This window comes from Marinifilum sp., from assembly GCF_965230805.1.
In the GTDB taxonomy this organism is placed as follows: Bacteria; Bacteroidota; Bacteroidia; order Bacteroidales; family Marinifilaceae; genus Marinifilum.
On record NZ_OZ246019.1, the window covers coordinates 1065143 to 1087779 of the forward strand.

At 36.6% G+C, this 22637-nt stretch carries 15 protein-coding genes; 11 read left to right on the forward strand and 4 right to left on the reverse strand.

All coding sequences use genetic code 11. The features are described from left to right. Positions 1-1384: 1384 nt before the first annotated feature. The 7 genes from ACO05S_RS04100 to ACO05S_RS04130 all read left to right on the forward strand — a co-directional run bounded on the left by ACO05S_RS04100 (position 1385) and on the right by ACO05S_RS04130 (position 9295). On the forward strand, positions 1385-1552 hold the full coding sequence (locus ACO05S_RS04100) for a hypothetical protein (RefSeq protein WP_421920269.1): 168 nt from the start codon (positions 1385-1387) through the stop codon (positions 1550-1552). An 81-nt stretch (positions 1553-1633) separates the two neighbouring features. Next, entirely contained in the window at positions 1634-2488 is an 855-nt protein-coding gene (locus ACO05S_RS04105) for an AraC family transcriptional regulator (protein ID WP_421920270.1), read from the forward strand. A 111-nt stretch (positions 2489-2599) separates the two neighbouring features. Then, positions 2600-3082 (forward strand): DUF2938 domain-containing protein, encoded by a 483-nt coding sequence (locus tag ACO05S_RS04110; protein WP_421920271.1) that lies wholly within the window; start codon positions 2600-2602, stop codon positions 3080-3082. Between the two features lie 383 nt (positions 3083-3465). Beyond that, entirely contained in the window at positions 3466-4053 is a 588-nt protein-coding gene (locus ACO05S_RS04115) for an RNA polymerase sigma factor (RefSeq protein ID WP_421920272.1), read from the forward strand. 353 nt (positions 4054-4406) lie between these two features. After that, complete coding sequence (locus ACO05S_RS04120; protein WP_421920273.1) at positions 4407-5288, forward strand: FecR family protein; 882 nt, start codon at positions 4407-4409, stop codon at positions 5286-5288. A gap of 160 nt (positions 5289-5448) precedes the next feature. After that, a complete protein-coding gene (locus ACO05S_RS04125; protein ID WP_421920274.1) occupies positions 5449-8394 on the forward strand; it encodes a TonB-dependent receptor in 2946 nt (981 codons plus the stop codon). 73 nt (positions 8395-8467) lie between these two features. After that, positions 8468-9295 (forward strand): hypothetical protein, encoded by an 828-nt coding sequence (locus ACO05S_RS04130; protein WP_421920275.1) that lies wholly within the window; start codon positions 8468-8470, stop codon positions 9293-9295. Between the two features lie 101 nt (positions 9296-9396). Here the strand turns inward: ACO05S_RS04130 and ACO05S_RS04135 are convergent, their stop codons facing one another. Beyond that, positions 9397-10557: an ATP-grasp domain-containing protein gene (locus ACO05S_RS04135; protein WP_421920276.1), complete on the reverse strand. Its 1161-nt coding sequence runs from the start codon at positions 10555-10557 to the stop codon at positions 9397-9399. A 215-nt stretch (positions 10558-10772) separates the two neighbouring features. Between ACO05S_RS04135 and ACO05S_RS04140 the strand changes: the two genes are divergently transcribed. The 3 genes from ACO05S_RS04140 to ACO05S_RS04150 all read left to right on the forward strand — a co-directional run bounded on the left by ACO05S_RS04140 (position 10773) and on the right by ACO05S_RS04150 (position 13299). Further along, positions 10773-11714 (forward strand): NAD(P)-dependent oxidoreductase, encoded by a 942-nt coding sequence (locus ACO05S_RS04140; RefSeq protein WP_421920277.1) that lies wholly within the window; start codon positions 10773-10775, stop codon positions 11712-11714. Between the two features lie 38 nt (positions 11715-11752). After that, positions 11753-12523, forward strand: a complete 771-nt coding sequence (locus ACO05S_RS04145) for a type III pantothenate kinase (protein WP_421920278.1) — start codon at positions 11753-11755, stop codon at positions 12521-12523. A gap of 317 nt (positions 12524-12840) precedes the next feature. Next, positions 12841-13299 (forward strand): CYTH domain-containing protein, encoded by a 459-nt coding sequence (locus ACO05S_RS04150; protein ID WP_421920279.1) that lies wholly within the window; start codon positions 12841-12843, stop codon positions 13297-13299. On the opposite strand, the gene ACO05S_RS04155 is transcribed toward ACO05S_RS04150, so the two are convergent. Then, entirely contained in the window at positions 13270-16380 is a 3111-nt protein-coding gene (locus ACO05S_RS04155; RefSeq protein WP_421920280.1) for a glycoside hydrolase family 3 N-terminal domain-containing protein, read from the reverse strand. The genes ACO05S_RS04150 and ACO05S_RS04155 overlap by 30 nt on opposite strands. Positions 16381-17162: 782 nt before the next feature. Here ACO05S_RS04155 and ACO05S_RS04160 point away from each other — a divergent pair. Beyond that, positions 17163-17696, forward strand: a complete 534-nt coding sequence (locus ACO05S_RS04160) for a hypothetical protein (protein WP_421920281.1) — start codon at positions 17163-17165, stop codon at positions 17694-17696. A gap of 11 nt (positions 17697-17707) precedes the next feature. On the opposite strand, the gene ACO05S_RS04165 is transcribed toward ACO05S_RS04160, so the two are convergent. After that, a complete protein-coding gene (locus tag ACO05S_RS04165) occupies positions 17708-19645 on the reverse strand; it encodes an OmpA family protein (RefSeq protein ID WP_421920282.1) in 1938 nt (645 codons plus the stop codon). Between the two features lie 120 nt (positions 19646-19765). After that, a complete protein-coding gene (locus tag ACO05S_RS04170) occupies positions 19766-22630 on the reverse strand; it encodes a PD-(D/E)XK nuclease family protein (protein WP_421920283.1) in 2865 nt (954 codons plus the stop codon). Positions 22631-22637 lie beyond the last annotated feature (7 nt).

Below are 22637 nucleotides of genomic sequence, written 5' to 3' on the forward strand. Positions count from 1 at the left end.
AGTTTTACGATCATGCCAGTCATTCGGAAGTTGTTTATCCATGCCGATTGGTTGCGTTACGACACCAAGCTACATGACATTTTCGGATGAGACAAAATGCCCTCTCAAAACACTTACAGTCGCTTCTTTGGCAAGTTTTTACAATGCCACAATACGACTTTTCCCATCATTGCAGAATTGGTTCTTTTCCCAGCTACGAGTCAACAACATAAGCTTGGATATCGCCAGTACTGTTATTACCCAGTCTGGAAAACAAGAAGGCAATAGAGGTTAAAAGCAAGAATGAGTTCTTCCTCAATCCAGTTAGGGCCTCGCATAAGTAATAGTCTTTGTTTTTTGCTTATGTACAAATAGAAAAACTCAGAACAAATAAATATGGTCGGGAATAATCCTATTTCAAAAGAATCTTAACTGCTGGTAAACTCTAATTTTCGTAATCGGCTAAATAACGTGAGTTCGACGTAAAATAAAAATACTCGGAAGTCCTTTTGTGTTTGCGGGTGTAATCTCACCTTCCTTTCATGCACATCTGCCATAATCCATCATCTTTCTGCGCACAAGTTACAAAATTTCGTAAATCGGCACTTCTAACTTATCATTGGTAAGTAGTCCTTTGAAAATTGTCGCCAAAGATCTACACTTTTCCGCTGGCTGCCAATAGCTTGCGTTCGACGACAAGCCATAGGGAAGCGACGACAAGCCTTAGGGAAGTGGCGACAAGAGATAGGGAAGTGGCGACAAGCCATAGGGAAGTAACGACAAGAGATAAAAAAATGGCGACAAGAGATAGAAGCATTGCGACATGAGATTTAGGGATTGCGACAAGTGATGGGGAAATTGCGACAAGAGATAGGGAAACGGCGCCTAGCCTTAGGGATGTAACAACAGTTTACACGCATGAATGGCAGATTCTGTTTATTAAAGCGTGCCTGGTGAAAAAGATTGTGCACTTTAAAATGTATCGAGCCAGTTGTCTCAAACTTTGTACATCTGTTGTTTTAAGCCAAGCGCACCATCTTAAATGTTGTGGTAGTTACTTTTGGCTCGTGCATTTCTTCTTTTGGCTTGTACGCTCCATCCATTTAAGCCCAATTATGCATTAAGGTATTTAACGTGAGTTCGATGTAAAATTCTATCCACAGAAAGTTATATTTGCGATAGATTGGCATTAAAAATTTGGAAAGAATAGCGGGCTATTTTGAGGAATTTTTAATGTGAAGATGTCGTAAAGAGAACTTTCCATTATGTGTTTGCCTGCTTTAGGCATAAATTTCCTCAAATCTTCTTGAAATATCCCGATATTCCTTCGAAAATTTCTACTCAAAATCAGTGCAAACTGTGAACGAATTTTACCTCGAACTCACGTTAATAAACAAATACGGTAATGATTATTTTGATTTTGCAGCTTCCATCAGGCAAAGGAGAGAAAATTATAAACAAAGCAGGGGCAAAGACTTGCGTACTTTTGGATCGCATCCATTCTGACTATCAGGAGAAGCTTTTTTCTCCAAATATTTGCCAGGTCAATCTTTTTAAAGAACTTGTTCCTTAAATTTAATCGTACCAACTAAAACACCATTTGATTGAAGAATAAATCCAGTTCTTTGTTTCAATTGGTATAAAACCTATTTCCTTGAAAACTATCAAAGTAAAAAAATATTCGAATCACAATACCTCTGGTAATCTTCAGATTGTAAGACTTAACGAATACTTGAGTCAACAAGCAATGATTGAAAAAATCCACAGACATCATTTTTACTTCGTATTGGTAATTGAAAAAGGAAGCGGAAAACATGATATCGATTTCATCAGTTACGACATAAACAACTATTCCGTCTTTTTGTTGCGACCTGGCCAGGTACATTCAATAAAGCTTAATAAAGGAAGTAAAGGGTTTCTTGTAACATTCGACAAGGCGTTTTATACTCCTACATTTCAAGTTGCTTTTTTCGAACATACATTTCGACAAAATGTTATCTCGGTAGGCTCAGAATCTCTTCGGCAAATAAAACAAGTTTTAAATGAAGTTTTTTCTGAGTACAACAGGCGTTTAATCGGCTATAAAGAAGCCATTAAAGCCCATTTTGATGTACTATTTATTCTGCTTTATAGAAATGTTGATATGCTTGCCGCACCAAAAGTTTCTTTTGAACTAGATATTTTTGAACATTTTTTACAACTGGTAGAAACTCACATTGCACATTATAAAAAGACTGAGTTTTATGCGGAAAAACTAAATGTTAGTACTTATCAATTGAATGCAATAACTAAAAAACTAGCGGATAAAACCTCTACTCAAGTCATTACAGATCAAATTATACTTGAAGCCAAAAGAAACCTATTGGCAACAAGCCTACAAATTAAAGAAATTGCCCATATACTCGGATATGAAGATCATTCCTATTTTATTCGTTTTTTTAAAAAGCAAACCCAATTAACTCCAAAGGCTTTTCGGGAATTGCATTGTGCCGCTTTTATTATGAAATAAGCCTCAGTTTTATTTCATAATAAAACTGGTATTAATCGTCCTTTCGTTTCCTTAATTTGTCCTACCAAGCAGTCTTTAATCTGTCGTATTTTTATCAAAAAAAATAAAAATATGAACTTCTTATTTCAGACTATTTTAATTGGCATTGGTGCCACCATATTCATGGATGTATACTCGCTTGTTTTAAACATCTTTGGAATCAAAACCTTAGATTACAGATTTGTTGGCCGATGGATTGGACATTTTTTTAATGGTAAGTTTTGTCATGCTGCAATCATCAAAACCACTCCTGTAAGATACGAGCAATTTATTGGTTGGACTGCACATTACATGATAGGAATTACATTTGCTTTTGCTTTGGTATTGATTTTTGGAGAACAGTGGTTGCAATCTCCCAACTTAGCACCAGCATTAATCATTGGAATAGTTAGCATAGTTTTCCCTCTCTTTCTCATGCAGCCAGCATTTGGTTTGGGCTTTGCTTCCTCTAAACTACCCAATCCTTTAAAAGCAAGATTAATGAGCTTGGCAACTCATACCGTTTTTGGTTTCGGATTATTTTTATCGGCCCGATTGCTTTGCATGGCGTTTTAGTAATAAGCCCCAAACCTCTGGCACTGGTTAATATTAAACGTGAGTTCGACGTAAAATTCTATCCACAGAAAGTTATATTTGGGATAGATTTGCATTAAAAATTTGGAAAGAATAGCGGGCTATTTTGAGATATTTTTAATGTGAAGATGTTGTAAAGAGAACTTTCCATTATGTGTTTGCCTGCATTCGGCATAAATTTCCTCAAATCTTCTTGAAATATCCCGATATTCCTTCGAAAATTTGATAAAATTTCTACTCAAAATCAGATCAAACTGTGAACAAATTTTACGTCGAACTCACGTTATTAATGTTTTTTTAATTGTAGGTTAAAACAACACATCCACCACATAAGTATTTTAGAGCTGGTTTTAGCCTTAAACAGCATGAAGAACAGCGATTCTATTGACAGCAAGTTGTGGATTAAGATTACAAATGACGATGAAAAAGCTTTCGGTACTGTCTTTGATAAATATTTCTCGCCTCTTTGCAAGTATTCATTTCAAATCGTAAAAGAGCTTGAACCAGCCGAAGAGGTTGTTTCTGATGTTTTTGTGAAGCTATGGTTGAACAGGCATACCATAAAGATAGAAACTGACCTTAAATCTTATTTGTTTCGTGCTTGCAAAAATACTGCACTTAATTACCTTCGAAAAACGAAAAACAACATTAGTCTGGATGAAATAATTGGGAAAGAGTTGATGTCTGTTATAAACACTGATTCCGACTTGATACATAAAGAAGTTTGCACCCAAATTCAACAAATGTTGGATATGCTTACACCCCAGCAAAGTTTGGTTTTGAAATTGCATAAACTGGAAGGCTTAAGCCAGCAGGAAATTGCCCAGAAACTTTCCATCTCAATAAAAACAGTACAGAACCACATCTATTTAGGCCTTTTACATCTTACCAAGCAATTGGCTTCGCGCAAGCATGAGTTTTACCTTTTTGTTATTTTAATGTTATCTGCTTAGCCTCTCAACTCCTTGTCTTTTAATGATTTTTTAACCTAAAGAGCCGGGAAGTTTTTTTGTTCCTCGTGTCTTAAATACAGAGTAGCTTATCTGGCAAATCAGAAATAATACGAAAAACAGGAGTTCGATTGTAAAAAAGATCTGACCCCAATACTATATCAAACCAATTGAAATAGGTAATGGTAAAATTTTTAGTTTCTGTTCTATAGCGAAATATACAAGATTAGAACATAGCAGAGTTCGCTTGTATTTTTTTAGTGCGGCTATAGAAGAAAAGCTAAGATCTATATGAATGATTTTTTTGTATTAGGATTACAATTAAAAAAAATACGTGAAATCAACTTAAGAAGCTTATGTCAAAAAAAGACAAAGAACCTGATATGAAATTCAATTACGACAGAACGAGGAAGCGGGTTATTCGAGAAATTCGTAAGTACGAACCATCCTTTACAATGGGTCAGAAAAAAGAAAACTTGATCTTGAGATTGAATAGTAACATTTATAAGCTGACTGCCATTCTTATAATTGCTATTGCTTTAGGCAGTGCAATCTATAAGCAAAACAAGACAAAAAATATGAATTCTGCACTTGCGGTACAGTATTATACTACAAAACCAGGTGAAAACTTAAAGTGTACACTCTCCGATGGTTCAGTAATCCGCTTAAATGGGGGTTCAAGCATACAATTTGCCAAAAAATTTACAAGCGAAAAAAGAGAAATTAAAATTACGGGCGAAGCTTACTGTATAATTGCAAAAGACAAAAAGCGTCCTTTTGTTGTTGATCTTGGTGATTATAAAGTTGAGGTGCTTGGAACAACATTTAATGTTAATGCCTATCAAGAGGATCAATGTATTTCGATTGCTCTTGTCGAGGGAAAAGTTAAAGTACACCAAACCAAAGATGAGCAGATACTTCTAAAGCCCGAGGAAATGGTAACATTTGACAAAAAAACTCAGGAACATGTAAAATCGAGATTTGATGTTGAGAATGTAACGGGATGGAAAAATAAAGTTTTCGTATTTGATAATGTGCCAATACTTGAGGTGTTAAAAAAGTTGGCGCGAAGATATGGGGTGACTTTTAAAACTGAAGGACTTGAGGGTACAAAAATCCGCATCAATGCAAAATTTGCAGATGAATCCTTGGCAACTATTCTGAAAGCTATTTCATATGGTACCGAATTAAAATTTGAGGTAATAGAAAACAACCTAGTAAAAGTGCAAATAAAATGAACAAAACCTGAAGCCTATGATAAAATAGCTTGCGAAGAAACACAAAGAATAAAGATACTTAGTATGTCCCGGGAACTTGAGAAAGTAGCAGTTTCTCAAGCCCCATTTGGACATTGTGTCTTAATAATATCAGAAGTATTAAATAACACAACTCAAAATTATGAAAAAAAAATTTATTAGAAAATTAATTACAATGTCAATTTATAGCCTTATCATACAATTTGTATGCGTTGCAAGCCTATTTGCTTCGACAACCGGAAGTGGCCAAAACATTGAGAAAATTGAATTGAATCTGGAAAACCATAATTATTCATTGAAGAATTTTTTCAAGCTTGTAGAAGAACAATCGGACTACAATTTCTTTTATGTAGAAGGGGAAATTGATGTAACAAAAAATTATACACTTAGTTCTGATTCGCAAAACTTGAAAGAGATGCTTCAAGAAGTAGCGAATCAGGGATCATTGAGATTTAGAATTGTTAATGATATAATTGTTGTGAAAAATTCAACAAGATCGAAGACAAAAGTGCTTGTTGCTAAGCCTAAGTCAATCAATATCCATGGTAAAGTTGTCGATTCAAAAGGAAATCCACTACCATTTGCCAGTATAGTTATTGATGGTAAAAATCATGGAACACTTTCCAATGCCAATGGGATCTTCAATATTGATGCACCTGAGGGGACTTGTACAATTTTGGTGCATTATCTTGGTTATAAGGATAAAAAAATCACACTTGATGTTTCGGATGCAACAAAAGAAGTAAACATTGTATTGGAAGAAGAATCAACCAATCTTGGCGAGGTTATCGCTTATGGAAAATTAACACGAGGTCAGGCAAAAGCGCTGAACATTCAAAAAGTTTCAAAAAACATCAAAAATGTGGTTGACCTTGAATTGTTTGCTAAATATCCAGACATAAGTGCTGCCGAAACAGTGCAACGTTTGCCCGGGATTTCAATTACCCGCGACCAGGGAGAAGGTGAGTTTGTTCAGATTCGCGGTGTTTCGGAGCAACTGAATTCACTTACAATGAATGGACAAAAAATGCCAAGTGTTGAGCCGGATGCAGGTCGTACAGTTGGTCTTGACTTGGTACAGTCCTATTTAATTCAGTCCATCGAAGTTACCAAAGCATTAACTCCGGATATGGAAGCAGATGCAATCGGAGGAATGGTGAATTTTCAGCTTCGCGAAGCATCAAAGCAATCTGAATTCGAACTTTCAATGGGCTATGGTATCAACCAGCAAGAGTCGGAATACAGAAACTGGGGACGTTCAATCGTTTCGTTATCCGGGATTGGTGGAAAACGTTTTGCCGACAATAAATTTGGGATATTGTTAGCCGCCTCTTATTATAAAACAGACAAAGGTTCGATGTTTAATTCCCGTAGATTTGCAGATCAGAACCAGAATGTGCTGAACCGTAGGAGAACTACAGATTATGATGTAAACAGGGAGCGTTTTGGCTTGGTAGCGAATCTCGATTTTACACCAAACGAAAACCACAAATGGGTTCTGACTTCAAATTACAATCGCTACAAGGATGATGAGATCAGGCAACAGGCACGTTATACTTGGGACAACCAACGTGAAGAACGCAGAACGCGTAACCGATTGGAGGATCAGAAAATCTTTTTTAACATGTTAAAAGGGGAACATCAGTTTAATCAGGTTAAAGCCAATTATATCATTTCCTATTCAAAAGGAAATGAAGACCTTCCAGACAGGACTGAATTTAGGTACCGAAGGACAGTAGAGGCACTTGCAGACTTAAGCCGTGATGAGCAAGATGCTTTATCGGCAAACTCCACTTTTGGCGACAATACCCCCTTTACATACAGCCGCGTAGGATTCGAACCGCGTTTTACTGAAGAGTCAAATGCGACTGGTGGATTTGATGTGGAATTCCCACTTACAAAAGACGATAAATCCTTGATAAAAGTTGGAGGAAAGTTCAGAAAGCTGGAACGTGAACACAGAAGTGGTTCTTTTAGACCAAAACCACTTGATGGTGCTCAAATAAGACAATTTCAGGAAGGTGAGTTTCCGTTCCCGAATCTGAGTTTTACAGATGCCGAGTTTGCAAGTCTTGGTTTTGATTTATCACCAGCAGATATCAATCTGGATGAAGAAACAGATGGTTACGATGCCAGCGAGAAAGTATTGGCAGGTTATGTGATGAACACAACCCAATGGTCAAATAAATTTTCGACTGTAGCAGGTTTGAGATTTGAAAACACAAAAACAGATTATACGAGTACCGAAAATGAATTGAAGGGAGAAGGTAGTTATTTAAATATTCTTCCTTCGATACATTTCACTTATAAGTTAAATGAGAATAACCAAATTCGTTTGGCTTACAGTACTGGTTTAAGTCGCCCCGATTATACCTCATTGATCCCTTACAATAATGTAGGAGCCGAAGAAATAAGGCGTGGAAACGAAGATCTTGAACCAATTACTGCCAGTAACTTCGATTTGATGTTTGAGAAATACACAAACAAACTTGATTATTTTAGTTTCGGTGCTTTTGCCAAGCTTATAGAAAATCAGATCGTTACTTCTCAGGTTGGCATTGAAGACGGATTACCTGTATTCAGCCCAACAAACGGTGCTTCCGCCAAAGTTTTTGGGCTTGAGTTTGGGATGAATAAAAACTTGACTTCTGTTGGTCTTCCGTTTTCGATAAATGCAAACTATACATTTACAGAGACAAGTGCAGATTATGGTGATGATCGTGACGACCTTCCTTTGACAAATAGCCCTAAGCATATGGGAAATTTATCCTTGCTTTATAACAACGATAAAACAGGCTTTTTTGCTGTTTTAGGTGGAACATACAGACATTTTGTTTTCAACAAGTTTGAGAATACCAATGCTGCGGCCGATGGAAACGAAGAAATATGGTTGGATAAAACCTTGCATATGGATATGTCTTTGGGCTATAAAATAAATGATAAGATCAGCCTAAAATTACAATTGAACAACCTTACAAATGAGTCAAATACCGAGGTAAGTGGAAAACCTTCGGAAGATTCTTCGAAATGGACTGAAACAGAGAGTTACGGGATATCAGGCCTATTTGTAGTTGAATTAAAGCTGTAAAACATCGATAGTTATTTCTATGCTCCGGCAGTCGTTTTTTATGCTGCCGGAGTTCCATATAATACCATTTCATATGAGCAGGAATATTATTTATATTTTAATAACGAGTGCAGTATTCGTGTTTATTCTGTCTACAACTTATTCATCAGATGCCCAGAGCACAAAAGCTAAGCTCATAAAAGAATATCATGTTAAAAAAGCAAGGCAGGCAGTGGCAACAGATGTTGACAATTTCTACGTAATTAACAATAGCAATATTGCAAAATATAGGAAAGTTGATGGCAAATTGGCAACAGAATGGGAAGATAATGATTCAATTATCCACCATTTAAATAGTGGGATAATTATTGAAGGGAAGCTTTATTGCTGCAACTCCAATTACCCAAAATCGCCCATGGCTAGCTCCATTGAAATTTTCGATCCGCAAACATTAAAGCACATCGGAAACCATAGCTTTGGGATTTTTAATGGGTCGGCTACCTGGCTCGATTTTTACAATGGTTATTGGTACGTAGTGTTTGCCCATTATACTGGCAGAGGTAACGAAGCAGGCAAGGATAACTCATGGACAAGGATGGTGAAGTTTGATAAAGAGTGGAGACAGCTTGAGTCGTGGATATTTCCGGAAAAACTTGTGAGCAGATTTGGCACAAAAAGCAGTTCTGGAGGAAAAATACTTGAGGATGGCAGGATATTATGTACTGGTCATGATAATTACGAAATCTATGAGCTATGCTTTCCTAAAAAAGGTTATGCTTTAGAGTGGATTAAAACCATTCCTGTTGCTTCCTTTGGACAGGGAATTGCCTACGAAAAGAAAAATGATCAGGAACTGATCTATGGAATAGTAAAAAAAGAAAACAAGGTAGTAGTTTCTATAATTTCCGAAACTTTTCATTAAAACAATTACTTCATTTAAAAATGAGATCGCCTCAAACACAAATTGAGCTGATCTTTTTTATCTCTCATTCTTCTATTTTATCATGAGTTCGATAGAGAGATTTAATATTGAACAAACGCCTTTAAATCTGATGTTAGAATCTTCTCAATTTCTGAAAATTGATCCTTTGGTGTTTTGGTGAACAGCATCCCAAAAATAGGGTAGGTTTTATAATCTACCTTCCTCAACTCCAAGGGGTGAATAAATTTATCAAGCAAGGCATCGTAATCGAACTTTACAATCTTCTGCGAAGGAATTCCAGTTGAATTGTCTAATATGATTAGAGAGTAAATCTCATCATCCATCTCTTTTAAAACCTGATTCCAATCTGGTTTGATATTTTTTAGAAAACAATGATAAGGATTCAACTTGCTTGCAAAATAAGTTAGGTCGGCAGTAGTACACCAGCCACCAAATCGCATAGGATTCACTTCAATAGGAACCAATAAGCCGTTTTCATCAACTCGTACCTCAATGTGAACCGGAAAATTTTTCAATTTGGCTTCATTACCCAAGGCTTGAGCAAAATTAGTAAAGGATTCAAGATATGTATTTATCGTTTCCTTTGATGTATAGTACACCCTATCACTAACGTCGGTATCACAAGAAAACAGATGCTTCGAGATCCCCAATACACTTGTCTTTCCTTCTTCATCAAAGAAAGCATCAAAAGCAAACTCCTCCCCTTCAATAATCTCCTCTATCAGAAAACTGGAAGCATTTACCACCTCGATTGGAAATATGGATTTGGCCTCGGCAAATTCGTCTTTAATTAACTGTTTAACATGTGTCCAATCTTCTGCATTTAAAACCTTATGAACGCCTAAACTTAAGAATCCAACTGCAGGTTTAATGATAAAAGGCATTGGCAGTTCCTCCAAGTTTAACTCGTCCATTTCTTTTAAAGTCACCTCACGGAAAAAGAAGTTAGGATACATTTTTTGAATCAACCTTCGGAATTCAACTTTGTTTTTAAACACATTAATGTAGTCTGGTAATTTTGTAAAGCCCAGATTCTTGACTACCCAATTAATTGAGTTTTCGGAATTTGTATACAACTTGCTATTCGAATCGTTTTTAAAAGACTGAATAATTTCTTCAGCACCAATTAGACTTAACTCACCTTGTTCTGTAATATTTCCAGTATCCAATACAGGAAAATTATACTTTATAATGGTTTCTTTTAAAAATTTAGAAACGTATGGTTTATCCAATAAAATCATATATTGCGTAGTGTTTGTTCTTCATCTTATTCACATCGCAAAGCTACTAAGAATGCTTTAATTTATGAGTTTAGCTTTCAATTTTAAGCTGGTTCAGTTCCCTTTACAAAGGATATCAGTATTAGCCTAAATAAATTCTGCTCCCATAATAAAACTGGCATTATAGCAATTGATTTCTTACATTTCAGAATCGAAATCATAACAAAGCTTAGATTGTGAAAAACAAAATTCTCATTGCTTATTCTATTCCACATCAAGGACTTTCGGAACTTGAAAAAAATTTTGAACTGATCTATCCCGAAAAGGAATTCTTTTCGATTGATGAATTAGTTGATCGAATTCCTGATTGTGTGGCCTTGCTTTCCATTTTTAACAAAGCTGTTCCCAAAGAAGTAATCGAAGCAGCAAACAAGTTAAAAATTATTAGCAATTACGGAGTTGGCTTTAATAATATTGATATTGAAACTGCAAGTAAGAAAGGAATTGTGGTTTGCAACACACCTGAGGCTGTTTGCGAACCTACTGCCGAACTTTGTTTGGCACTAATTCTTTCCCTTTCAAGAGGCATAGCAAAATGTGATTATGGATTAAAATCCAATCCTGATTTTGAGTGGGGCGTAATGAGAAATCTGGGAACAGGATTACAAGGAAAAACTCTTGGAATTATAGGCATGGGAAAAATTGGCAAGTCAATTGCTAATAAAGCAGAGGCTTTTGGAATGAAAATCGTTTACCACAATCGCAATAAGATTCAAGGCTCATCCTATCAATATCTTGAATTTACAGAATTGCTTGGGCAGGCCGATATTCTATCCTTAAATTGTCCGTTAACCGCAACAACTCATCATTTGATAGGAGCAAAAGAATTGGGTTTGATGAAAGAATCTGCATTATTAGTTAACACCGCCAGGGGATCTGTTGTAAACGAACAAGAGTTGGTTGATGCTTTAAAAGAAAGACAAATTGCAGGTGCTGCATTAGACGTGTTTGAGCATGAACCAACAATTCATCCCGACTTATTAAAAATGGATAATGTACTTGTGGTTCCGCACATTGGAACTGCAACCATAGAAACCAGAATAGAAATGGGAAAAGAGGCAAGCGAAAATATCATTTCCTATTTAATGAAGAAAATAGAAAAAAATCGAGTGAATTAAATCGTATTAATCATTGAACTTTAATCATTGAGAATTATATGTTACTGGCTATTGACATAGGAAACACAAATATAGTTTGTGGATTATCGGAAAACAATCACTGGACAGAGGAGTGCAGAATTCATACCGTTGCCAATAAAACTTCGGACGAATACGAAGTAATTTACAGGACATTATTTGCCAGCAGAAATGTTGATCTTAGGCAAGTGGACCGAATTGTGGTAAGTAGTGTAGTACCTTCTTTAATTCTGCCAATTTGCGAAATGATTAAAAAGTTATTTGGCAAAGAGCCACTGGTTGTAGGCTCCGAAATCTATCCTAAACTGAATATTGGCATTAAAAACCCTTATGAAATTGGCACCGATTTGGTTGCAAATGCAGTAGCAGCACACAACAAATATAAGGGCAATTGTATTGTTGTTGATTTTGGCACTGCTTTAACTTTTACTGCCCTTAAGGCGGATGGTAATTTACTGGGTGTTAGTATTGCTCCCGGATTAAAAACAGCAATGGCATCGCTATCGCAAAATACGGCAAAACTTCCGAATGTTGATATTGCAATTCCTCCCTCGTGCATTGGTAAAAACACAACTCATGCCCTGCAAGCCGGTATTGTAATGGGATACAAAGGATTGGTTGAATATTTATTGCAGGAAATAAAATCAGAACTCGAAGGCAACACAACAGTAATTGCAACTGGAGGCATTTCCAAACTGATGCTCCCAATCGTCGAGAGTTTCGATTATCACGAACCAAGCCTAACCCTTGATGGCTTAAAAATCATTGGAAACCTATTCTATAAACAATAATGCCTGTATTATTACCTATAACGTGAGTTCGACGTAAAATTCTATCCACAGAAAGTTATATTTGCGATAGATTTGCATTAAAAATTTGGAAAGAATAGCGGGCTATTTTGAGGAATTTTTAATGTGAAGATGTCGTAAAGAGAACTTTCCATTATGTGTTTGCCTGCTTTCGGCATAAATTTCCTCAAATCTTCTTGAAATATCCCGATATTCCTTCGAAAATTTGAGAAAATTTCTACTAAAATCAGATCAAACTGTGAACGAATTTTACGTCGAACTCACGTTACCTATAAGCAAGTATAATAACTGAAACAATTATGGCTTTAGAAATCGAAAGAAAATTTTTGGTACACCAAAATCGCCTGGTACTGCCTAAAAAAGGGAAGCAATTAATTCAGGGATACATATGGAGTGATCCTGAAAAAAGCTTGCGAATACGCATTAGCGACCAACAAGCCTTTTTAACCATTAAGGCTGGTAATGACATTCTGAATAGAACCGAATTCGAATATGATATTCCGCTAAACGATGCAAAAGAGCTATTGTTATTGTGTGATGCTAAGATTGAAAAAACAAGATATTTAATCGAACATCACAAACACATTTGGGAGCTTGATGTTTTTCATGGTGCTAATAATGGTTTAATTGTGGCTGAAGTTGAATTATCCTCAGCCGATGAACAAATACAATTCCCGGATTGGATTGCACAGGAAGTAAGCAATGATCCTAAATATTTAAATGTTTCCTTAATTAAAAATCCGTTCGTGAAGTGGTGATTCCAATAGATAAGAAAAATTCCTGGCCGGGGTAATCTCCGGCCTAACGGCTTTATAAATGCACTCCTGAATTTTGGTTCTTACATCCATTTCCATCAATTTTGAATTCGTTTCGTCCGGACAAATTCTGTTCGATAGAAAGATGTATAGCAAATCGTATTCGGGATCAATCCAGAGCATTGTTCCGGTAAATCCTGTATGCCCATAGCTCTGTAAAGAAGCCAAATTACTTGTCGGTCCATTTTTATTTGCAGGATCTAAAAAAGGTTTATCAAATCCTATTCCTCTTCTGTTTTTCCCATTTGGATAGGCACGGGAAGTAAACTGTTTTACAGTTTCTGGTCCAATATAGATTTCGTTTCCATATTCGCCCTTTTGCAAGAACATTTGTGCAAGTTTTGCTAAATCGCCGGCATTACCAAACAAACCTGCATGCCCGGCTACACCACCCAGCATTGCTGATATAGGATCATGTACATATCCTTTTATCCATTGTTTTCTGAAAAACTTATCGTTTTGAGTTGGAACAATTCTATCCAAACCAAATCTTTTTGTAGGTTGATAGCCTAAACTTCCGGCTCCCAGCTGACGATAAAAGTGGCGATTCGCATAACGATCAATAGGTTCTCCTGATCTTTCTTTTATCATTTCTCCCATCAATATAAAACCTAAATCACTGTATTTGTAAGCATTGGACTTTCGATAATCCGAATCTAAAATTCCTTTCAAAATCGTATCCCTATAGCTTTTGGTGATATAAAGACTTTTAGCAACTTTCTCAGAAAAAACATCCGATTTCACTTTGGAAAAGATCCCTTTTTTGAATTTGTAATTTGTATTGATATACAAATTCTTTCCAAGCTTTAAACTATACTGTCTGGAATACCTTCTGCTAAACAAACTTCCTTGGAAGCTGGAAGAATCAATTGCTTCCCAATGAAAAGGCTTCCAGCTGAGCAAGCGTGCCTCATGAGCCAAAATCTTTCTCAACACCAAGCTGTCTTTGTTCGAATCCTTAGCCTCTATTAGATACTCTCCCAATTTCGAATCGATATTAATCCATCCCTCATCGGTCATTTGCATGATTACCGGTAAGGTAGCTGCAACCTTTGTTATGGAAGCCAAATCATAAATATCAGGATTTCTTACAGGTCTTTTTCGGGCATAAGTATGATGCCCATAGGATTTATTGAATACCACCTTTCCCGATCGGGCAATTAATACCTGACAACCTGGAGTTGCTTTTTCCTTGATTGCATTTTCTGCAATGGAATCAATCACATTCAGTTTTAAAGTACTCAAACCAACTTGCTCGGGCAATGAGTAACCTAAACGATTGTGAGCTGTTTCAAATCCAGTTCCAACAGGAAACTCTCCATTAATCGATACCGGTAGTTTTCCTTTGGCAGCCAATCCACCAAACACAATTTGCGCTGAAGCCATTTGCGATTCTCTACTATCTTGATAGGATACCAAAATGGCATCTAAATCATCCAGATTCTTATACTTATCCAAGGCATAGGGATTGCCAAACAAATCAAAAATTACCTTTTTGTCCTTTGCTATATCAGATAACAACTCGATGCTTTGTTTTGTAATTCCAAAATTCCTGGATGGCCGTTGGTCTGTATCATGCATACTTACCACCAGCAAATTGTATTGATCCAGCTTCTCTTTTAAAATCTCAAAATGCTCTTTGGATGCATCTTTTTCTATTTGATAGAAATCAATATCTGTATACCTTCCCAAATACTCCTGATATCGGTTACGAATAGAAGCTCCCATAGCAATGGAAGCTACCTTTAAGGTATCTAATCTTTTTAAAGGAAGTAAGCGATTGTTGTTTTTCACCAATGTTATTGCCTGTTCTGTAAGTTGACGCCTTAAAATAAATCCTTCCTGCGTATTTAGCCCGGACCAAAGTCTATCTATATCCACTTTATGATATTCATTCAAGCCCAGCCAATACTTTGCAAGAAGAATCTTCCTACATTTTTGATTGATACTTTCCCAAGAAAGATCACCATTAGCGATGGATTTTCTGATCTCTTGAAGCGCTTTTTCCACATCCTCGGTAAACAGCAGAACATCGTTTCCTGCCTGAAGCGATTTTGCATCAACAACACCTTTATCGTGATATTTTCGAATTCCCTTCATATTAAGGGCATCGGTAAATACCAATCCTTTAAATTTCAATTCCTTTTTCAACAGATCTGTTACAATTGCCGACGACAATGTTGCTATTTTCTCATTCTTATCAAGAGCCGGAACATTAAGGTGCGAAATCATCACGCCTCCCAGGCCTTGGGCTATTACTTTTTTAAAAGGATACAACTCCACCGAATCCAATCTGGATCTTGAATGATCGAGCAAGGGAAGATCTACATGCGAATCGGTATCAGTATCTCCATGCCCGGGAAAATGCTTTCCAACTGCTATCACGCCGGCACTTTGTAATCCATTTACAAAAGCATATGATTTATTCGCAACATTGTACCTGTCTTCTCCAAACGATCTGCTATTAATTACAGGATTAGATGGATTATTATTCACATCCATTACAGGAGCAAAATTCACATGCACTCCTAATCTTCTGCACTCTTTCCCTATTTGCTTTCCCAAGCGATAAATCAGGTCATTATCCTGAACTGCACCCAGCATCAATTGCCTTGGATAACTAATGGTCTGCTTCAACCTCATTCCAAGTCCGGTTTCAGCATCCATTCCAATCCACATAGGAACTTTAGATAAACTTTGGTACCAATTGCACAATTCTGCTTGTTTATCTGGTTCACCATGAAAAAAGATAATCCCCCCAACTTGATAAGTGTCTATTAATTTAGCAATGCGTTCTGTCTCGCTCTTACTTTTATTAGAGTAGGCCGCAATCATAAACAATTGCGTAATTTTCTCATCCTCACTCATTGTATGAAGAACAGAATCAACCCATTGGTTGGATTGATTCAACTGATCAACCAAGAGGTATTGATCTTGCACATAGTTTTGAGCTGAAACTGATAGATTGAATAAATAAACTAAAACAAATAAAAGAATCCTTTTAGGAGATAATATATAATGCATAAATAATTTCTTAATCCTGTTTTCCTCGATAAATTAACGATTGGTCAATGAAAGTATTTTTCATCGACAGCATCTTCATAAGCCTTTATTGATTCATCGGGATTTACGATTGTAGAGTCAAATGATAATCATTTAAATTTACAACTGGTATAACAAAATTATAAAACGCCCATGAATAAAGAGAATGATTAATCACTAAAATAAATGGATTTGTAAACTTTTACATGAAAAAGATATCCCATACAAAAAAAGGGGCCAAGCCCCTTCACAATTACTTACAACTAAAACCATATTAAAAAACTTGAATCCAGGATCGAACCAAACGAAATATGAATCACTAGATTGAAAAGTTTTTTACCGTATTCGAAAACAAAATTATTTCTCTAAATCAAAAAAAGCAAGTGTCAAGTTTGCCAAGTTTTCCAAATTGAGCATAATACCAGATGTTTCAGTTTGCAATTAAAATCAATTTTGGATTTATTGATTTGCATTAAAATTTAAAGGTCATTATCCTTTAATGAAAGTCCAAATTGGAATATTCCCATTCATATTGATTTAATAAGCGATCACAAATTTTGAGCGAAATTCTGATAAAGAATAATTTATCAGTCGTTTAGATTCGTAATCGGTATCATTTCAAGAATCCACAAAACCTAATTGCCGGCTTCAATCAACAATACCAAAACTCTAAGAATGTGTGTTTCTGCTATTTTGATTTGTCTTGCGAAATGGTTATTTTAAGACAAAGCCAATCCAAGTAAAAACCCCTAAAACCGATTCCTATGAAAAAGATATTCTGCACATTTATTTTACTTTCCGCGGTAGTTATTGCAATTGCACAAAATCATGCCGAAAAACAACTTATTATCAATGATCAAGCCGCATTAAAGTTAACCGCCTGCGTTCAAGTTGCTCCTGACAATTACAATAAGCTTAAGAATTGGGTTCTTTCAACTGAAGCTGTTGAATTAAAAATGCTCAACACAAACTCCGGAGAAGCCAGAATTAAAGGAAATAGTTTAATCTATTTGAGTAGGAAGCAATCGAGCTTTCAAACCAAAATGTACTACACTATAAGTTTGAAAGAACAAAACAATCAGTTGCAAATTGAAATTAAAGATGTATACTATCTTTCCTTGCCTGTGTATGGAAAACAGGGAACTCCTTCGGTGATCTCTTATCCTTCGGATTGGTTCTCGAAAGAGAAACTCTATAAAAAATCAGGCAAAGAGCGTTACCTCAATTCGCTTGTAAAGCAGAACACAATCGATAAAATGAATGAAATCATGAACTCAGCTTTGGCTTTTTTGAATTAGAGGTTTCAACACTAATCGTTCACTACCTTAAATTCAGTTCTCCTGTTTAAAGCCTTGCCTTCTTCGCTATGGTTATCAGCTATCGATTTGCCGGAGCCAAATCCTTTGTGCAGCAATCGCTCTTTTTTAATTCCTTTGGCAATCAGGTAATCGCACACTGCTTTGGCTCGATTTTCCGATAATTTTAAATTGTATTCTTCCGATCCTGTATTGTCGGTATGCCCCGATATCTCAACAATCAAATCCGGGTTCTGATTCATTAGATTGAAAAGGATAGCCAATTCAATTTCTGACTTTGGCAGAATTTCCCATGAATCGCTGTCAAAAAACACATTTCGAAGAACAATTTCACTTCCTTTAAGCAGTTTCTGAAGGCCAATATTCAATTCCTGCGGCTGATTCTTTTTCCGATTCTCCAAAAGCGAAAAATGATCGGAATAAAACAAATAGCCCTTGCTCTCAACAGCTAATAGATACTCTTTTCCGGCAGGCAAACACACCAGATATTTCCCATTTACCCGATCCGAATGAATTCGGGCAATCGTATCCTTCGAACTCAAATCAATTAATTGCAAAGCAGCATATAGGTTTTCTTTGCTGTGCTTATCGTATATCTTCCCTTTCAGCCACGAAACCATTGGGGGTTGATGTTCTTTGGGCAAATCAAACACAAAAATATCCTTTCCTTTTCCCTCCATTCTGTTGGATGAAAAGTAAGCCTTATCGCTTTTTGCATTGATCACCATTCCCAATTCCTCACCATATGTATTAATCGGATATCCCAAGTTCTCTGGCTCAGACCACTTCCCATCTTCCCGAAGCCTTAGTTTAAAAAGATCGTAAGATCCCATGCCCGGCAGTCCATCCGAAGCGATTACTAAATACTGATTGCTGGCATGAATAAAAGGCGACATTTCATTGTTTGCGGTATTAAAATCCAGATTCACAGGTTTCGACCACCTTTGTCTTCCATCCGCTAAGCTTTCCAGCAAATCCGATTTCCAAATGTCCATTTTTCCTTTACCGCTCTTTCGATTGCTCACAAAATAAAGCACTCTCCCATCGGCCGAAATACTTGGCTGAGCCTCCCAAGCTGCCGTATTTATGGTAGAACCTATATTTCTGGGCTTCGACCAATTCTCACCCTCACGAACCGAATAATAGATATCGCATCTGCCTAATCCATCTTTTCTGCCACAAGCAGTAAAATACATGTATTGTCCGTCGGCTGTTATGGATTGCGCCCCTTCGTTACTGGTAGTATTAATAGTTTCCGATAAGCCTTTTGCCGGCCTCCAAAGCCCTTCCTCTTTTACGGATATCCAAAAATCCTCTTGCAGCTTTAGTTTTACTGGCGTAGATTTTTCGGCCGCACTCAATCGGGTGAACACCAGAACTTCCTCATCGGCAGTTAAGCTGGGCCAATATTCATCATACTTTGTGTTGATCGCATCACCAATATTAATGGGCTCAAAATCCACAGGGTTCGCAATCATTTCAAGAGCAAAATCACAATTCTTAATCAGCTTTTGGGTCTTTGCCTTATTCTTTGATAAGATTTTTGAGAAAGACAGAAAATCTTCAAACTTGCTTTTGGCAAGCTGATATTTTCCTTGCTTCAAATAAGCATTTCCCAAATTAAAATGTACCCGAGGAAAATAAGACCAGTCTATGTCTATGGCTTTTTGACAGGCTTCAATTTCTGCCGCACTATTCTTTATACTATAATATACATCTGCCTGAAACAGATAAGCCTCAATAAATTTATCGTTCACCTTCAATGCTTTGCTCAAACTTTCCAAAGCTTTCTGATTATCCCTGTTTCTGTAATACTGCCCCGCTTCCTCGTAAAGTTGTATGGCTCTACGCGATTTAATACTGTATTTCTTTTGAGCAGAAAGTGGAAGTACAAAAAGCAATAGCAATAAGCTTAAGACTGAATATTTCATATCTGTATATAATTTCCCTTCAATTGCCGAATGTAAGCCGCAAGATCAAAATAATTAGTAGCGTGTATGTTTATTAATTATTTTAATCATGCTAGTTTCTTCAGTTACCAAGTTATCAAATCACCTATGACAAATTTCCGCATACAAGCAAGTCCTGCAAGTATCTTGATTTTCTACCTGCTTAAATGGTAGCTTCGGATCAAAAATCTCCTCTAACATACCATGCAGAGCCTTGGTAAATTCTTCCTTATATACTCGGTAATCTTCTACAGGTTCTGGTTTTGCCCGACCTTCTTTCCTAGCCAACATGCAAGCAAATCTGTTGTTAAAGAACTCTTTCAGACTATATACGCCAGGCGAAATTGCCTCGGCCGCTTTTGTCTTGTCCTCGTAAAACAAGCAATACAACAAGGTTTGAAAAGCAGCTTTGTTTCTGCTCTTTCCTTCCTTCTCGAACAGTGATTCAATATCCTTAAAGAACAAATCGGCTTTACCCGTTTTATAATCTAAAATTCGAATGGTTCCATTTGCCCTGTCAACTCGGTCAATCAATCCCTTAATGTTCACCTTTCTCTCTCCCGATATCAGAATCTGAATATGATACTCATCCTCTAAAGAAAGAATCTGGAAAGGAGCAAACTGTTGATCCAAAACCAATATCCTATCGATATACTTTTTCAGGATATCAAAAATCAACAAGTTCCTTCCGGATATCTGAACCTCTTTATCCTTGGGCGTTTTAAAATAAGTATCGCAAAAAGCTGTTTTCAGTTTCTCTTCTATCTGATCTTTGTCTTTTCTAATGATCTCCAAGTCTTCCCGCTCTAATGTAATGCCCACAAATGGTTTGTAAATATCTTCTAAAGTATTGTGAAAAAGATTCCCAAAAGTAGGCGGGTCGATCTCTTCCAATACCCGATCGGGTTCCTTTAATCCAGCGATGTATTTAAAGTAAAAACTTAAAGGGCAAGTCATATAAGTATTTAAAGCCGAAGGAGAGAAACTTCTAAAACCATCACCACAATACTCTGCCAACTTATTTAAAACTCTCTCATTTTTAACAACACTTATGGGTTTAGGCTCTTTTAGCAAGATATCATATCCCGGACTCGACTCTACAATATCAAATTTCGATTCATATTTCAATTGATACAAAAATCTGCTCATTTCTCCTGTTCTGATTCCATCACTTTGGGTACTGTAGAGTAATTTGATATCATCTGCTCGCTGTATCAATCGATAAAAGTAATAGGCAAAAATGGCATCCTGATGATCGATGGTTGGCATTCCAAATCCTTTTCTCAGATGATATGGAATGAATGAATTTGCGCTTGCTGTTTTCGGTAATTTGCCTTCGTTCATCGAAAGTACCACCAGGTTTTTAAAATCCAGCAAACGGGTTTCCAAAATCCCCATCACCTGCAATCCTGCCAACGGTTCTCCTTCGAACGGGATGCTCAAAGATTGAATCATTTTGTCCAAAATCTTATAAAAGGTATCTTGTTTTACCTCTATACGATGTTGATCCAGCAATGATTTCAGTCTCTTAATTGCTAAAAACAGGTGATAGATATACTCCTGCTCAATCTTATCGACCAATGATTTTTCCTCCTCTTTGCTTTCTAATCTTTGGTAGACATTCTGCAACAAATTCAATAAATAGCTGGCAAATTGATTCACATCTTTCACAGGTGTAAACAAGTTTTCGATTACCTCATCGCCTGTTAAAAGCTTTTGTGGAACCTTTATTTTATTGGTGCTAAGAATATCTTGGGTTAGCTTATGTGCCAATTCCGGATTTACCGAATTTAAATACTGATGATTCAAGAGCGCCAAGACTTCCTTATGATGGAATTCTGTTTCTCCTCCATTCTTTCGTGCACTTTTTTGCATATCAATTACCAAACGCAGCAAACTGGCAACAGGCGTATTCTTCGCAGGGTATCCCATGGTAACATTTACATTCTCTACCAATTCGGGAATGGAATGCAGAACAGGAAGCAGTAGTTCCTCATCAGCCAATACGATGGCTGTTTTTTCGGGTGCAACATCACGATCTTTGCAAAATTCCTGAACAATAGAATGAGCATGTTTTGCCTGTCCTACTTCCGATGACAAGGATAAAAACTCAACTTTCGCATTATTTTGCTTGATATTGCAGAATCTTAATTCGGTATTTGGTGCAGGAAATCTTTTGATGTTTTCACGCAAAAACAATCCTGCTTCATGATGTGGATTGTTTAAATAAGATTCATCGTAATCCCAGTAAAACTCTGCTAAATCCTTTCTTTTCAAGAATTCGAACAAATCAATTTCACATCGATTAAGAGCATTAAATCCAACAAAAATCACCTTTTTAGCATCTATCTGAATTCCTCCCAACTCCAATCCATCTATCAGACCTCTTGAAGCCATTCCTTCGTAAGCAAGCTTTTCTGAATTCAATTCTTCTCTTAAATCTTTATAGATTGCATACAGGTTCTCCCAAAGGTTTACAAACTCCTTTTGATGTTCAGAATACTTTTCGGGTCTGAATGAACTCCAAAAAGCCTGAATGGCTTCAACTTGTTCATCACTTAGGTAATCAAACAGACTTTCGATTTCTTTTTCATCAGCTAAATTCTGAAACAAATGCTCAGCATTTACCCTGTACTTATCCAAATCATCGAAATCGCCCAGCAGCATTTCTCCCCAATGATAAAACTCATCAAAGCTTTCGCTTACCTTCATTCTCTTCACGTAAATTTTATACAAGCGAAATAACAATCCCAGGTTGTCTTCAATCTGCAGATCGGACAGAGAGCGAAAAAACTCACTAATGGTATAAACCTTGGGCGCCCAAAGAGGTTTTTCAACCAATTCGTTCAAATATTTCGAGAAAAACAAACCTGCACGTCGGTTGGGAAAAACCAAAATGCAATCGGATAGTTCATTTGAATATCTGGAATATAACTCCTTGGTAATTTGTTGTAAGAATGAGTTCATATAGCGT

Coding starts and splice junctions, on each gene's coding strand:
- ACO05S_RS04130 (WP_421920275.1), top strand. CDS start 8,468: ATGAGCAGGAATATTATTTATATTTTAATAACGAGTGCAGTATTCGTG.
- ACO05S_RS04155 (WP_421920280.1), bottom strand. CDS start 16,380: ATGCATTATATATTATCTCCTAAAAGGATTCTTTTATTTGTTTTAGTT.
- ACO05S_RS04160 (WP_421920281.1), top strand. CDS start 17,163: ATGAAAAAGATATTCTGCACATTTATTTTACTTTCCGCGGTAGTTATT.
- ACO05S_RS04100 (WP_421920269.1), top strand. CDS start 1,385: ATGATTATTTTGATTTTGCAGCTTCCATCAGGCAAAGGAGAGAAAATT.
- ACO05S_RS04145 (WP_421920278.1), top strand. CDS start 11,753: ATGTTACTGGCTATTGACATAGGAAACACAAATATAGTTTGTGGATTA.
- ACO05S_RS04150 (WP_421920279.1), top strand. CDS start 12,841: ATGGCTTTAGAAATCGAAAGAAAATTTTTGGTACACCAAAATCGCCTG.
- ACO05S_RS04170 (WP_421920283.1), bottom strand. CDS start 22,630: ATGAACTCATTCTTACAACAAATTACCAAGGAGTTATATTCCAGATAT.
- ACO05S_RS04115 (WP_421920272.1), top strand. CDS start 3,466: ATGAAGAACAGCGATTCTATTGACAGCAAGTTGTGGATTAAGATTACA.
- ACO05S_RS04120 (WP_421920273.1), top strand. CDS start 4,407: ATGTCAAAAAAAGACAAAGAACCTGATATGAAATTCAATTACGACAGA.
- ACO05S_RS04125 (WP_421920274.1), top strand. CDS start 5,449: ATGAAAAAAAAATTTATTAGAAAATTAATTACAATGTCAATTTATAGC.
- ACO05S_RS04165 (WP_421920282.1), bottom strand. CDS start 19,645: ATGAAATATTCAGTCTTAAGCTTATTGCTATTGCTTTTTGTACTTCCA.
- ACO05S_RS04110 (WP_421920271.1), top strand. CDS start 2,600: ATGAACTTCTTATTTCAGACTATTTTAATTGGCATTGGTGCCACCATA.
- ACO05S_RS04135 (WP_421920276.1), bottom strand. CDS start 10,557: ATGATTTTATTGGATAAACCATACGTTTCTAAATTTTTAAAAGAAACC.